A 14,908-nucleotide genomic window follows, 5' to 3' on the forward strand; every position below is an offset into this window, starting at 1 on the left:
AGAATGAAACCCAATCAAAAAAAGAGAAATGGCCCAATTTCCATTTGGCACAAAAATTGCAAAGATACTTTTATAAAATGACACAGGAGTGATTGCAAATGATCGAAGCTTTCAGTTTAAAAAATAAAACAGCCATTGTTACAGGTGGAAATAGGGGATTGGGCAGGTCAATTGCCATAGCGTTGGCCGAGGCTGGTGCTGATTTGGTGATAGTGGGAAGAGACGAAAAAAGAAATGAGGAGGTTGTCCGGGAAATAAAAAACTTAGGAAGGAAAGCCATGGATTTTAGTGTGGATCTGTCCAAGGTAAACTCAATCGAACAATTTGTCAAACATGTCCAAGAATCATTTGGAAGAATTGATATTCTTGTCAACAATGCCGGGGTATCCACTACCAACTTTGCCTTTGACGTGACAGAAGAAGAATGGGACAAGGTGATGAATGTAAATGTGAAATCCTTATTCTTCTGCTCCCAAGCTGTGGGTAAAATCATGAAACAACAGGGCGGCGGAAAAATTATTAATGTTTCCTCTGTAGTCGGAGCAGTAGGGGACGTTGGGATCAGTCCCTATACTGCGAGTAAAGCTGCTGTTGTGAATTTGACCAAATCTTTGGCGCTGGAGTGGGCCAGATATGGGATCCATGTAAACGCCATTGGACCTGCCTATATCGAGACTGAAATGAATCAAGAAGAGCTGAGCAATGAAAAAGTACGAAATAAGATCATTAGCAAAACACCTTTAAAAAGATTAGGGCTTCCAGAAGAGATTACAGGAGCGATCCTGCTGCTCGCTTCAGACGCCGGTAGTTTTATCACGGGCCAAACCATTTTCGTCGATGGAGGCTGGTTAGCGCAATAGAGGGGAATTTTTTTCAATAGTGAGAAAATCAGCTGGGAAAATTCCTAAAAAAGAAAAGGGAAAGATTACTTTCTACCTCAAAAACCCCATTCATTCAACCATGTTGACCTTGGCACGAAAGTTGCAGAATGTATAACGAAGTGCTTAGTCAGTTTCCTCTAAATGAAAACGCTTACTAAAAAGGGGGTGGTCAAATTACCATAGAATCCCAACAGAAGACTGAGTGGTTATTATTTTAATTGAAGGGGTGTTTTTTTAATGGGAACAATGAAAGCAGCTGTTTATTATGGTCCAAGGGATATTCGGGTGGAAAACGTCGATATACCCGAAGTCGGGCCAAATGATATTTTGCTCAAGGTCAATGCTTGCGGGATTTGCGGTTCAGATGTCCACAGTTATGGTTCGGGATTATATATTGAAAAAGGTCAAATCATGGGGCACGAATTTTCAGGTGAAGTCGTAAAGGTTGGTGACATGGTAAAAGAGATCGAAGTGGGAGAAAGGGGAACAGGATTTCATTCAGGGGTATGCGGCACCTGTTTTTGGTGTAAAAGAGGCGAATTTATGCTGTGTCCCAATGTATTTAAGGCGTCTACCGGCTACGGACTCCAGGGAGCATTTGCCGAGTATGTGGTGATTCAAAATGCCATAAACGGTATCAGTTTTCACAAAATTCCGGACCATCTTGATTCTTTTACGGCGGCGACCATTGAGCCGGTTTCAGTGGCTGTGTACACAGTGGACCAATGTCAGCCCCAGAAAGGGGATAAGGTAGTTGTTCTCGGTGCAGGGCTCATTGGCAACGCGTGCATGCAAGTTTTTAAATCCTATGAAGTGGGCCAGGTGGCTGTCAGTGAAGTATCGGAAATCAGATTGGAAATGGCCAAATCATCAGGAGCCGATGTCGTCATTAATGCCGCTCGAGAAAATGTTTTAAATAGAATAAAAGAATTTTATGGGGTTGGTCCCTACCATTTTAACGAGGGGGCAATGACGGATATTGTGGTGGAAGCATCCGGTGCGCCTTCGGCGGTGGAAGATAGCTTTGAGCTGGTCCGAAGCGGCGGTGTCATTGCATTTGTCGGTCTTCCTGAAAAGAAAGCACAGCTCGACACGACCAAAATCGTCCATAAGGCACCGAAAATTCTCGGAGTTTTGGGTGGTGACTTCCATCGGTCCATCGAGTTATTAACGAGTCAAAAAGTGCAAACCAAACATTTAATCACCCATGTGTTCCCAATCGATCACGCAAAAGAAGCTTTTGAAACCCAGATGAGGCCGCATGAATCCGTTAAAGTCATGATTGAATTTTAAATTGGTTTAAGCATCCATTTTACGCACCATCCTTAACCGGGTGATGTGCATGGGTTCCATTGCCTATGGAAGAAACTACATGAAGGAGTTTTGTGATGAATGTATTAATCCTAGGGGGAAGTAAAGGAATCGGAAGAGCTACCGCCTTGCAATTTAGCTCAGAAGGAAATCAGATATTTGTGAATTACGCCCATGATGATGAGGCGGCATTAGCTATAGCTTCGGAAATTACGGATAGAGGAGCGGAAGCGCACCTCATCAAGGCGGATGTCGGCGACCCGTTGGCGATTAAAGAGATGCTCTCACAAATCAAACGCAAGACGAATAGAGTGGACTTGATTGTCCATTGTGCTGTGGCCATTATCCCAGGAGAGGGGTTATCCCTTCCCTGGGAACAGTGGCACCGGGCGATTGCGGTTAGCAATCTTTCACTGATTGAAACCGTTCGCGAAGCCATTGACTTGCTGCATTATGGATCATCCATTATTGCCCTTTCTAGTCGTGGTTCCGACCATGTGGGACCTCACTATGCCGCGATGGGGTCAACTAAGGCCTTTACCGAAGCCATCGTTCGTTATCTTGTCCTTGAACTGGCTCCAAAGGGGATCCGGATTAATGTGATATCTCCGGGTACATTAGGTACCGAGGCACTAAGTCAACTTTTCTCGGAAAAAGAAAAACTGGATGAGTACCTGGAATATGAGAGCAGCATCAACCCTAGTGGGCGTGGGCTTCAATTTGAGGACGTGACTCAAGTCATTGCTTTTTTGGCAAGTCCAGGTGCTCAGATGATCCAAGGCAGAGTCATCCCGATTGATGGGGGACGGGGGTTGCTATAAATAGAATACGTTTTCAAAAAGTTCCGCTTTTCGGTCCTGATTAAGTGAAGCCAGAATTTTATAGGTTCACCCCAAATTTGATGGAGGTGCAAGTGTATGAATCATGTTGCGGCAGTTGGACAGGGTATGACGAAAAAAAGGTTTACTGTTTTAGCCATTGTGTTTGTGATTAACTTTGTCGTTTGGATGGATGAAAGCGTATTTTCCATCTTGACTCCGCTATGGAGCGGATCGCTTAAATTGACTCCGGAACAAATCGGATCGGCATCTGCGGCATACCTATTAGGCTATTTTCCTGTTTTATTTATTGCTGGCATATTGTCAGACAGGATTGGCGCTAAAAAGATGCTGTTCCTTTGTCTAGCCGGGGTATCGGTGTTGAGTGCATCGATGGCATTCGTCGACTCCTATACAACGTTGTACATTCGAAACCTAGTTTTTGGTATATTTTTCGGCTTTTTATGGGCACCATGCAATAAAATGATGGCCATGTGGCTGCCGGGCAGGGAAAGAGCGAAGTACGCTGCCATTTGGATGAGTTTTACGACACTTTCCGGGTCAATTGGAGCTCTTGTCGGACTGCCTCTTGCTCAGGCTATCGGCTGGGAAAAGGTGTTCATTATTGTTTCCGTATTAGCTGTTCCTTTGATTTTCTTCCTTCTTTTTAAAACGACTGACCGTCCTGAAGATTTCAAAGGCATCTCGAAAGAAGAGTTAGCTTATATTTATTCAGACCTGCCTTCCGCTGAACAACAAGAAGCTGAAAAATTCCAATGGTCCCATTTAAGAGATTTGTTTAAACAGCGAACTATTTGGACAATGGCCATTGCCACCGGTTTAGGAACAACACCGACTTGGCTGGTTGGTACTTGGGGTTCATATACGCTATTAAATGAGTTTAAAGTAACGCCGGCTACCGCTTCGCTGATGCTATTCTTTGTATCATTTATCCCATTTACATTGGGCTTTGTCAACGGACCGATTATCAATAAATTTTTCGGCGGAAAATGCCGCCCGGCTTTGGCCTTTGGCCCATTAGTAAGTGGTTTGGCCTTTTTAGCCGCAGCCTTGTTCAATCCAAATTATATCGTATGGGTCATCCTGATTTCCGGGTTCGGGTTTTTCTGTAATCCATTTTTTTGGGGAACGGTCAATGCCTATTGGGCGGGGATAGCAAAACCGCAATATTCAGGTACGCTTAATGGTTTATCCGCGGCTTTACAGGTAGCAGTCGGCTATATCCTTGTGAATATGAGCGGTAAATGGATTGACACCACGGTTCAGGGACCTGATACCACGGATAAGGTCTGGATTATTGGTGGATGCGTCTTTTTAGCCACCATTGTATTGGTTTATTTATCGAAGGAAATAAGTTTGAATGCCTCAACTAATAAAGGCGCTTCAAATCATGTTTCTAACCAGGAAGAGAAGCCTGCACCTACGATAATCTAAACATAATAAAAATACAATCTATTAATAGGAATCCTTATACACTCATTGTCAGGCAACTTCTTTAAAGAGTGACCCTGGGTGGAGTGGGGTCACTTTTTCTATTGCCAATTCTTATTATACTTTTCCTAAATGCTAGTGGGTGTAAAGAACCAATTATATTGTCAGTAAAAGGAATTTTTGTTTTTCTCAAGAATAATAAATTTAGAGTCAAAATTCCCAGAAATGAGAAAAATATCATACCCAATTTGCAGTAAATGCGATAGATAAGTGATTTTATTTTTTGGCACGAAACTTGCATCTATTTAATATAGAAAATGTATTAAACATTTTTTAAAGCGTTTACATGAAATGCTCGTTAGGGGAGGGATCTTCTCATGGAATCGTTCATCATACACCGTTTTCCTTTAGGAAAGCTGCAAACAAACAGTTATGTCATATCAGATCAGGAAGATACCTTCTGCATTGTTATCGATCCGGGTGAAAATCCCCATGAAATGATGGAATTTATCGGTACCAAGAAAATTGAATATATTCTTTTAACACACAGCCATTATGACCATATCGCCGGTTTAAACATACTGAAGGAATTTACAGATGCTTCTGTCGTTGTCCATGGCTCGGAAGCAGATTGGCTGATGAATCCAAATTTAAACCAATCCAATAAGACAAATTCACCAATTGTCTGTAAGTGGCCCGACATTTTACTTCATGGCGGTGAGACTATCCGTTGTCCATCTTTTTCTATTAAAGCTATCCATACACCTGGTCACACTCCAGGAAGTGTCTGTTATCTCTTTAACGATAAATATTTGTTTACTGGAGATACATTGCTGGCAGGAGCAGCAGGACCATCCAATCTCCCATATGGCAATCGTGAACTGCTGAAAACATCTATTGCCAAAAAGCTGTTTTGCCTGGCAAATGATATTGTCATTTATCCAGGGCATGGAGGCAAGTCAACGATTGGATTTGAGAAAAGTCACCCTGTTCTGCCACATATCAGACACGTTATTTAAAAACAAGAACTTGAAAGGGGGTGTTTCCACAGTTCGGTGCGTCTTAAATTAAAGCATTCTTAAATAAGATTTTTATTAATTGTATGAAGGAGTGAATAGAAGTGGCTGAAATCTATCAAAAAGACATTGATTTACAGAATTATAGCAAGGAAGAGTTAATTGGGTACTTTCGTGAAATGGTGAAAATCAGGAAATTTGATGAAAATTTGATCCGGTTAATGATGGAAGGAAAGGTTTCCGGTTTCTACCATTCTGGAATCGGCTCTGAAAGCGTTTCTGTCGGTGCGATTACCAATACTCTTCGGGATGAAGATTATATTTATTATAATCATCGCGGCTGTAATCAAAAGATTGCGAAAGGCGTGCCGCTTTCCAAAATTTATGGCGACTTTTTGGGAACTGTGGAAGGAACAACCCGGGGACTGGGTGCGGGGATTGTACATAGTGCCGACCCATCACGTGGGGTATTGGGACAATGCGGAACAATCGGCTCCCAATTTAATATTGCCGTTGGATCAGCGTATTCTGCCAAAATCCAAAATACCGACCGTGTCACCCTTGTTTTCTTTGGAGATGGAGCGGCGTCCAGGGAACCGCTGCATGGATCTTTAAACTGGGCGGGGCTTTACAAATTGCCAATTGTTTATATTTGTGAAAACAACGGTTATGCCATTTCTTCCACCTTAGAAGAAACTCATTCTGTAAGGGAACATATTGCCGACTGGGCATGGGGCTATGGTATTCCAAACTGTGTGGTTGAAGGAAATGACGTGTTATTGATGCATGAATGTGTGAAGGAAGCGGTGGAAAGGGCTAAACGCGGTGAAGGCCCGACCTTTATCGAGGCCAAAACTTTCCGTCACCGCGGCCATTTTGAAGGGGACACTTATGATTATGTCGATCAAGACGTGTTGAAATATTGGAAAGAACATAAAGACCCAATCAAGAATTTCAAAAAACTATTACTTGAAAACGAGATTTGCACGGAAAATGAGATTTTAAACGTGGAAGAACAGCTTGACCAAGAAATCCTGGAAGCCATTAAAAAAGCGGAAGAAGCACCGCTTCCAAGCCCTGAAAGAATTTATGAAGGATTATTTGCCTAAGGAGGAGGGGTCACTATGAGTACATCTGTAAAAGTAAAAACGATTACCATGCGTGAAGCCATTGTGGAAGCTCTACATGAGGAAATGGAACGGGATGAAACAACGGTTTTGTTCGGTGAAGATGTAGGTAAATTTGGCGGTATCAATGCGATTACCCGAGGGTTATATGAAAAATTCGGAGGCAAACGGGTTTTCGATACCCCGATTGCCGAAACCACCATTGTCGGGGCCGCGCTGGGGATGGCGATTACCGGACTGCGCCCCATTCCTGAATTGCAATTTGGCGATTTTGTTGGTATCGCCTTTGATGAAGTATTTAACAAACTGGGAAAATGGCGTTTTATGCACGGCGGCCAAATGGAGGTTCCCGTTACACTAAGGCTGCCTGTCGGTATCGCGGGTGGAGCCGGCCCGGAGCACTCCCAAAGCCCTCAAGCCTTGTTTATGCATGCGCCGGGAGTAAAAATCGCTATTCCTTCCACCCCGTATGATGCCAAGGGAATGTTGAAAACAGCGATCCGCGACAATAATGCCGTCTTATTCTTTGAACATAAGCTGCTATACGCTGTGAAGGGAGAAGTGCCGGAGGAAGAATATTTAATTCCGTTAGGCAAGGCGGATGTGAAACGGGAAGGCAAAGATGTGACCATCATTGCAACGGCCCTTCAGGTTCAAACCTCATTGGAGGCAGCGGAGAAATTGGCAAAGCTTGGTGTAGAGGCAGAGGTTGTCGACCCTCGTACCCTCGCTCCGCTGGATATGGAAACGATTTTAGAATCTGTCCGCAAAACGGGCCGGGTCCTGATTGTTCATGAAGAACCAAAAACGGGTGGCTGCGGTGCAGAAATTGCTGCACAAATTTCCGAACAAGCCCTGTTTGACCTTCAAGCCCCAATCAAACGGATTGGAAGCCCTGATGTGCCAATCGCGCAAAGCATTTATTTGGAGCAATTCTACCGGCCTAGTGAAGAGCAAATTATCGAAGCAGTGAAAGAATTAATGGAATACTAAAACCAAATAAGAGACGGTGTTCCCTCCCTTTTAAAAGTGTAGGAACACCGTTAAATAATAGTTTCCTATAGTATGCACTTATACATTATTTTCTGACTTATCATAGGAGTGTGAATGAAAACATGATAGAAATTAAAATGCCCCGTCTTGGTGTCACGATGCAAAACGGAACAGTGTCCGAATGGCTAGTGGAAGAAGGAAATTCTGTCGAAAAAGGCGATTTACTATTTGTTTTGGAAACAGAGAAGTCAACACTGGAAATTGAGGCCCAAGAGTCCGGAGTCTTGAAGAAAATCGTAGTACCGGCTGGGAAAGAAGTGCCGGTCAATACGGTTATTGCCGTGGTTGCTGACGAAAACGAGGAAATTGATTTATCCCGCTATCTTCAGGACGAAACAGCAAAGGCTGAAATGGCGGCTGCTGCTGTGAAAGTGGAAATGAAAGCGGAAGCAAGAGAAGCAGCAGGTGCTAGCGGAAGGAATGCCGGAAAAATTTCACCAAGAGCCAGAAAACTCGCCAAGGAACTCGGAGTAGCCATTGAGAATGTCGTGGGAACCGGCAAAGATGGAATCATTACGGAAGATGACATTCGCAACTTTGGAACCGCAAACTCAGATTCCGATAGGGTAAAAGAAAGAATTCCATTAAATAATGTGAAAAAGGCCATGGCCGAGAACATGCTAAACAGTTGGAGAAACATTCCACAATTTACCCAAATGATTTCTGTCAATATGGAAAACGCCCTTCAAGTTAAGAAAGAACTTGGCAATGTTTCCATCAATGACATTTTGATTAAAGCGGTTGGAAATGCTTTAAACAAAAATGAGCTGGTCAATAGCCGCTTTGAGGATCACCAAATTATTGTCTATAAAGAAATCAATATTTCAGTTGCTGTTAACAGCAAAAATGGCTTGGTGGTCCCAGTCGTAAAAAACGTCGAAACCAAGTCGGTATTTGAAATTTCCCAAGAGATTCGCAGCTTGGCCGAGAAGGCTGAAAATAACAGATTAACCGTTGATGATTTTGCAAACGGTACGATTACGGTCTCTAACCTAGGCAGCCTCGGAATTGAAAATGGCACGCCCATCATTAATCCGCCGCAATCCTCGTTGGTCTTTGCCGGAGCCATCAAAAAGACTCCTGTTGTCAATGAAGCAGGCGACATCGTCGTTGCCCCGATTATGACCCTTTCGATTAGCTATGATCATCGGTTTATAGATGGTGTTACCGGAGCCCAATTTACGAATGATGTGAAAAATGCACTGGAAAGGCTAGAAGTCTCAGATTTGTTGTCCTAATAAATGGCGGGAGGAATCGTTTATGAGATTAAGAGATAAGGTTGCCATTATCACCGGAGCAGGAAGCGGCCAAGGCAGGGCGGCTGCTAAAATATTTGCCAGAGAAGGAGCAGCTGTCGTCATTGCCGAATGGAACGAAGAGAATGGAAGACAAGTGGAAAAGGAAATATTGGATGACGGTAAGCAAGCCCTATTCATCAAAACCGATGTATCCAATGAAGAAAATATTGTCGCACTTGTAGAGGAAGTGATGAATCGCTTTGGGAAAATCGATGTGGTTTTCAACAATGCCGGCATCGGGTATTCAGCCCATTCCAAGTATAAAATGGCTTCCTTGATTGAAACCCCGCAAACGGATTGGAACTCCATTCTGGGGATCAATTTAAACGGTACTTATTTGTTGTCCAAACATGTTTTGCCGATCATGATCCAGCAAAATGGCGGAAGCATCATCAATAACGCCTCCCTAAATGGAATTGCCGGTGTAACGGGAGCGGATGCCTACACCGCGGCCAAAGGGGGAGTTGTCGCTTTAACCAGGGTAATGGCGGTTGATTACGGAAAATACAATATCCGCGTCAATTGCATCTGTCCTGGAGCGATTGACACGCCTATGATTGCGGAAGTTTTAAGTGTCCCTGAATTTGCCGAAAAATTCGCGGAAGGATGCCCGCTAAGGAGAGTAGGGAAACCGGAGGAAATTGCTAATGCAGCCCTCTTCCTTGCCTCGGATGAATCGAGCTACGTAACCGGGCTCATTATGCCTGTTGATGGCGGAGTTTATGCACTGTAATATCCAACCAAAAACTGTTATGTAATTTTAAAATCATTCCGGGGGGATTTTTTTCGGGGACTGTCGAATGGTAGTAAGTGGAAATCATTGATCGGGATGTGAGGGGAATTGGATCATTTTTACACATTGAATGACAGTTTTCGAAACATTAAAGCGTCCCAGGCTGAAAAAACATTAAAAAATATGTGGACGAATTACTTCATAAGGAAGAAAGAGATTGGAGGAATTCGTCCTGTTATTTTAAGCTCGTGGAAGCGGTCACAAAAATACCATGCGAATCCGATTGCAAACCAAGCTGCGGTTTGCGACCTGACGACATTAAAGAAAATTCAACAGGAAAACAAGAATATTTTGACGCTGATTCGTCCGTTTATGGATGATTTATTTGACATGGTGAAAGGGACTGACTGTTTAATCGCTTTTGCAAATAAGGATGGAATTGTCCTTGATTTATGTGGCGACAGTGAAATCGCCATGAATGCAGCTTCCATCAACTTCACAGTTGGGGCTGACATGAGTGAAGAGTCCATCGGGACAAACGCAATTGGGACAGCTTTGGCCACAGGAAAAGCGATCCAAATCATTGGCGCTGAACATTACTGTACCATTTGGCATAGTTCCCATTGTTCAAGCGCTCCGATTATCGACCCCTTTACGAACGAAATGATTGGGGTCATTACGTTAATAGGATACGTCCGAACAGCTAATCCCCATTCTCTAGGACTCGTGAAAACGGCGGCAGACACCATTGCGAAATTGATTGAGCAGCAAGGAATCATCAAAGAAAAATATATAATGAACAACTACTTCAGTGCGGCACTTGATTCCATTTCAGACGGTATTCTCATTGTCAATCGCTTTGGGGAAATTATTCAGGCCAATAAGATGGCGACGCACCTATTAAAAATACCGTTATTGGACGTTGGAAAATACAGGCTTAGCGACATCGATCATTTACAGCCTTTATCCAGATACCTATCAGAAACCATCGAAGGCACTGAAGTAATTTTTCAGGATGAAATTTGCATGCCCCATGATCAAAAGCATAAGCTGATTTTTACCATCCGGAGAATTGATGATGGGGAAGAACATATTGGCAGCATTATCATTTTGAAAAAGAAGGTAGACAAGGAAATCAATAAACTGAAGGCCAAATACACTTTCTTATCACTCATTGGTGAGGCCCCTCTGTTTAAACAGGCGGTTAAACTGGCCGAAAAAGCGTCCAGTACCGATAAAAGTATCCTAATTACTGGAGAAAGCGGAACGGGAAAGGAACTTTTTGCTCAGGCCATCCATAATGAAAGCGTCAGACGGAACGAACCATTTCTCGCCCTTAATTGTGCTGCCATTCCAAAAGACCTCATTGCAAGCGAATTGTTTGGTTATGCGGAGGGTGCTTTCACAAATGCCGCAAGGGGAGGAAGAAAGGGGAAATTTGAAGCTGCGAATGGGGGTACGATTTTTCTTGATGAAATAGGGGATATGCCGCTGGAACTGCAAGCTCATTTGTTAAGGGTTTTGGAGGAAAAAGAAGTAACCCCAGTTGGGTCCCATCTATCAAAGCCTATTGATGTCCGGATTATTGCCGCAACCAATCAGGATTTGTTTCAATTAGTGAAGGAAAATAAGTTCCGCCTTGATTTGTTTTATCGGTTAAACGTTATTTCGATTCAAATACCGCCATTGAAAAAGCGGAAACAAGATATGGAATTGTTTATTCGGCATTTTCTTCCTTCCAAAAAGGTAAGCAACAGTGTTCTTAAATGCTTTTTAGAATACGATTGGCCCGGAAATCTGCGGGAATTCAAAAATGTGATGGAGCAAATCGAGATTTTTTGCGAAGACTCGGAGGTTACCGAGGAGCATATTCCGGCTTATATGCGCAATGCCGTACAAATGGAAAGTGATGAAATGAATTTATATCAATCTTTGGCAAGTGAAACCAGAAAAGACACTTTAATTTTTACATTAAAGAATAGTGGAAGCGTGTCTCAAGCAGCCAAAAAGCTAGGAATATCGGCCAGCACCTTATACCGGTGGGCCAGTGAATATCAATTAAATGTGAAGGACTATATCAGGTCGAGTTGACTATGTTTGTTCAAACGAAAGGGGCTGATCAAAAGTGGAGTTCCATTATGATGTCATCATCCTCGGTGGAGGCACAGGGGGATATGTTGCAGCCATCCGCGCTTCTCAGTTGGGGTTGCGAGTGGCCATCATAGAGAAAGAAAAACTTGGCGGCACTTGTCTTCACCGCGGCTGCATCCCTAGTAAATCATTGTTAAGAAGTGCTGAAATTTACGCCCAAACCAAAGACTTGGAGGAATATGGGATTTTGGCCGATCATATAAGTTTTGATTTTCAAAAGATCCAGGAACGGAAGAAATTAATTGTTGAACAACTATATCGTGGAGTTCAATATTTAATGCAAAAAGGGAAAATTGACGTTTTACAGGGAATAGGGAAAATCGTTCATTCTAACCCACAAACTGACACGGCCATTGTGATGAATGTTTATTCAAATAATGGCGAGGTCAGGGAAGTTACGGCGAAACATGTCATAATCGCGACAGGCGCAAGCCCGAGAAGTTTGCCGGGCCTGGAAGCGGACGGCGAGGGGATTCTTTATTCTGATCATGCGCTGGAACTAGAGACGCTTCCGTCATCCGTCGTGATTGTCGGCGGCGGAGTGATTGGGATTGAATGGGCCTCCTTGTTCGCGGATTTTGGTGTTCATGTGACTGTCGTAGAAGCAATGGATCGAATTTTGCCTTTAGAAGATAAGGAGATTTCGAAAGAAGCACAACGATTATTGCGGAAAAAGGGCATCAAATTTTTCACCAATGCGAAATTGCAGCCTGATCCCGTCGTCGATGGCAACCTAGTCGAGATGGTGATAGAGTTTAATGGAAATCAAAAGCTTTTGTCAGCGGAAAAGGTTCTCCTTTCCATTGGACGGAAAGCAAATACGGATCAAATTGGATTAGAAAATACAGTGATTACAATAAAAAATGGATTCATCGAAACCAATGATTTCTATCAAACCTCCGACCCCCGCATCTATGCAATTGGAGATGTAATTGGCGGTTTGCAGCTGGCACATGTTGCTTCTCATGAAGGGATTTTGGCAGTGGAACATTTGACAGGCAAAGAGCCACACCCACTGGATTACAGTTCTGTGCCCAAATGTATTTATAGCCACCCGCAAATTTCCAGTGTCGGGCTAACCGAGGACGAAGCCTTAGCGAAGGGGTTTTCTATTAAAGTAGGAAAATTTCCTTTTAAGGCTATTGGCAAAGCACTTGTGCAGGGTGATACCGATGGATTTGCCAAGGTTCTATTTGATAGGGACTCGAATCGATTATTAGGCGTACATATGGTTGGTCCCAATGTAACGGAGTTAATTTCGGAAGCCGGGCTGGCGAAATTTTTACAAGCCACCCAACTGGAATTAGCTTATACTATCCATCCTCATCCCACTTTAAGTGAAGTTTTTGGAGAAACCGTGCTAGCCTCAGAAGGTGTTCCAATCCATATATAGTCTATGATTCTCGAAGTGAAATGCGAGTATGTGGAAAGAATAGAGGAGGAAATGTTTATGATGACACCGGAACAATATATTGAAAGTCTACGAAAACAGAAGAAGGAAGTTTATTTTATGGGTGAGCGCGTCGAAAATGTCGTGGATCATCCGGCCATGCGGCCCCATATCAACGCCGCATCTGTTACGTATCGGTTAGGAACAGACGAAAACTATCAGGAACTTGGATCTGCAGTTTCACATCTGACAGGAAACAAGATTAATCGTTGGACACATATTCCGCAAAATCAAGAGGATCTTGTAAAAAAAGTGATAATGCTTCGCACGGCAGGGCAAATTACAGGGACCTGTTTTCAACGATGTGTCGGAATGGATGGTCTAATAACTCTTTACTCCACCACGTGGGAGATGGACAGGGATCTTGGTACGGACTATCATGAAAGGTTTAAGCGATTTTTAATCGATACCCAAAATAACGACTATATGACAGATGGAGCTATGACAGACCCAAAAGGTGACCGTTCAAAGCGGCCATCAGAACAACATGATCCTGATTTATATGTAAGAGTAGTAGAAGAAAGAAAAGATGGAATTGTGGTTCGTGGGGCCAAAATGCATCAAACAGGTGCCATCAATTCCCATCAAATTTTGGTGATGCCGGGTACCGCCATGTCCCCAAAAGATGAGGATTATGCTATTTCGTTTGCCGTCCCGGCAGATGAAAAAGGTGTGATTTACGTTTTTGGGAGACAAGTCAATGACAGCCGAAAATGGGAAGGGAAAATCGATCAGGGAAATGCAAAATACGGAGTAGTAGGCGGAGAGGCACTGATTATCTTTGAAGATGTTTTTGTTCCATGGGAACGGGTATTTATGTATAAGGAAACACAGTATACAGGAAAGCTGGTGGACCGATTCGCCTCGTACCATAGGCAAAACTATGGTGCTTGCAAAGCCGGAAACCTTGATGTGTTAATTGGGGCAACCGCTTCCCTTTCCGACATGCATGGTATTTCCAAGGCAAGTCATGTGAAAGAAAAATTATCGGAAATGGCGCATTTGGTAGAAACCATGTACAGTGGTGCCCTTGCTTGCTCCTTTAACTGTTCCAAAAATGGATGTGGTACCGCGTTTGTCGATCCAGTCCTTGCCAACACCTCCAAATTAAATACGGCCCGCTATTATCCAGAAGTGACAAAACTGTCCCAAGATATCGCCGGTGGATTCGTGGCCACGATGCCTTCTGAAAAAGAACTTGATAACCCGAGAATTGCTCCTTTTATTCATAAATACTATAGTACTGGGGAAGGAGCCGATCCGATACAAAGAATTAAAATGGGACGTCTTGTGGAAAATATGACCGGTTCCACACCGATTATCGAATGTATGCATGGAGCGGGATCGCCGCAGGCCCAAAAGGTAGTGATTCAACGTTCGATTAATTGGGGAGAAAAAATGAAATTGGCAGAAGAAATTGTCAAAGATACCGAGAAAATTAGTGAAGTTATCCAATAGAAAAGCCCGAAAATGCAGCAACCCTGGGCATTTTACTAAAATATATTAATTTATCATTTTATCAAATACACAAAAAAGAACTCGATACACATCATAAGTAGTTCCGATAACGTGGGGAAACATTAACAATTACAACCAATACACAAAAAAGGGGCTGTCC

At 43.2% G+C, this 14,908-nt stretch carries 12 protein-coding genes; all 12 read left to right on the plus strand.

Features of this window, described 5'->3' with window-relative positions:
- The first annotated feature begins 98 nt into the window (after positions 1-98).
- The 12 genes from ACY8D0_RS27700 to ACY8D0_RS27755 all read left to right on the plus strand — a co-directional run bounded on the left by ACY8D0_RS27700 (position 99) and on the right by ACY8D0_RS27755 (position 14,748).
- Positions 99-860: an SDR family NAD(P)-dependent oxidoreductase gene (locus ACY8D0_RS27700; protein WP_462413689.1), complete on the plus strand. Its 762-nt coding sequence runs from the start codon at positions 99-101 to the stop codon at positions 858-860.
- A 258-nt stretch (positions 861-1,118) separates the two neighbouring features.
- A complete protein-coding gene (locus tag ACY8D0_RS27705; protein ID WP_462413690.1) occupies positions 1,119-2,174 on the plus strand; it encodes a zinc-dependent alcohol dehydrogenase in 1,056 nt (351 codons plus the stop codon).
- Positions 2,175-2,269: 95 nt separating this feature from the next.
- A complete protein-coding gene (locus ACY8D0_RS27710; protein WP_462413691.1) occupies positions 2,270-3,013 on the plus strand; it encodes an SDR family oxidoreductase in 744 nt (247 codons plus the stop codon).
- 96 nt (positions 3,014-3,109) lie between these two features.
- Positions 3,110-4,465, plus strand: a complete 1,356-nt coding sequence (locus ACY8D0_RS27715) for an MFS transporter (RefSeq protein WP_462413692.1) — start codon at positions 3,110-3,112, stop codon at positions 4,463-4,465.
- A 374-nt stretch (positions 4,466-4,839) separates the two neighbouring features.
- Positions 4,840-5,481, plus strand: a complete 642-nt coding sequence (locus ACY8D0_RS27720) for an MBL fold metallo-hydrolase (RefSeq protein ID WP_462413693.1) — start codon at positions 4,840-4,842, stop codon at positions 5,479-5,481.
- A gap of 101 nt (positions 5,482-5,582) precedes the next feature.
- Positions 5,583-6,587, plus strand: coding sequence for a thiamine pyrophosphate-dependent dehydrogenase E1 component subunit alpha (locus ACY8D0_RS27725; protein WP_462413694.1), 1,005 nt, complete (start codon positions 5,583-5,585; stop codon positions 6,585-6,587).
- Between the two features lie 15 nt (positions 6,588-6,602).
- Entirely contained in the window at positions 6,603-7,598 is a 996-nt protein-coding gene (locus ACY8D0_RS27730) for an alpha-ketoacid dehydrogenase subunit beta (RefSeq protein ID WP_462413695.1), read from the plus strand.
- Positions 7,599-7,720: 122 nt separating this feature from the next.
- Positions 7,721-8,896: a dihydrolipoamide acetyltransferase family protein gene (locus ACY8D0_RS27735; protein WP_462413696.1), complete on the plus strand. Its 1,176-nt coding sequence runs from the start codon at positions 7,721-7,723 to the stop codon at positions 8,894-8,896.
- Between the two features lie 22 nt (positions 8,897-8,918).
- A complete protein-coding gene (locus ACY8D0_RS27740; protein ID WP_462413697.1) occupies positions 8,919-9,689 on the plus strand; it encodes an SDR family NAD(P)-dependent oxidoreductase in 771 nt (256 codons plus the stop codon).
- A gap of 108 nt (positions 9,690-9,797) precedes the next feature.
- Complete coding sequence (locus ACY8D0_RS27745; protein WP_462413698.1) at positions 9,798-11,780, plus strand: sigma-54-dependent Fis family transcriptional regulator; 1,983 nt, start codon at positions 9,798-9,800, stop codon at positions 11,778-11,780.
- 34 nt (positions 11,781-11,814) lie between these two features.
- Positions 11,815-13,233, plus strand: a complete 1,419-nt coding sequence (lpdA, locus tag ACY8D0_RS27750; RefSeq protein WP_462413699.1) for a dihydrolipoyl dehydrogenase — start codon at positions 11,815-11,817, stop codon at positions 13,231-13,233.
- A 57-nt stretch (positions 13,234-13,290) separates the two neighbouring features.
- The gene (locus ACY8D0_RS27755) at positions 13,291-14,748 is read left to right on the plus strand and encodes a 4-hydroxyphenylacetate 3-hydroxylase family protein (protein WP_462413700.1); all 1,458 of its coding nucleotides are present in this window, start codon (positions 13,291-13,293) and stop codon (positions 14,746-14,748) included.
- The last annotated feature ends 160 nt before the right edge of the window (positions 14,749-14,908 follow it).

Source organism: Neobacillus camarae (genome assembly GCF_054950115.1).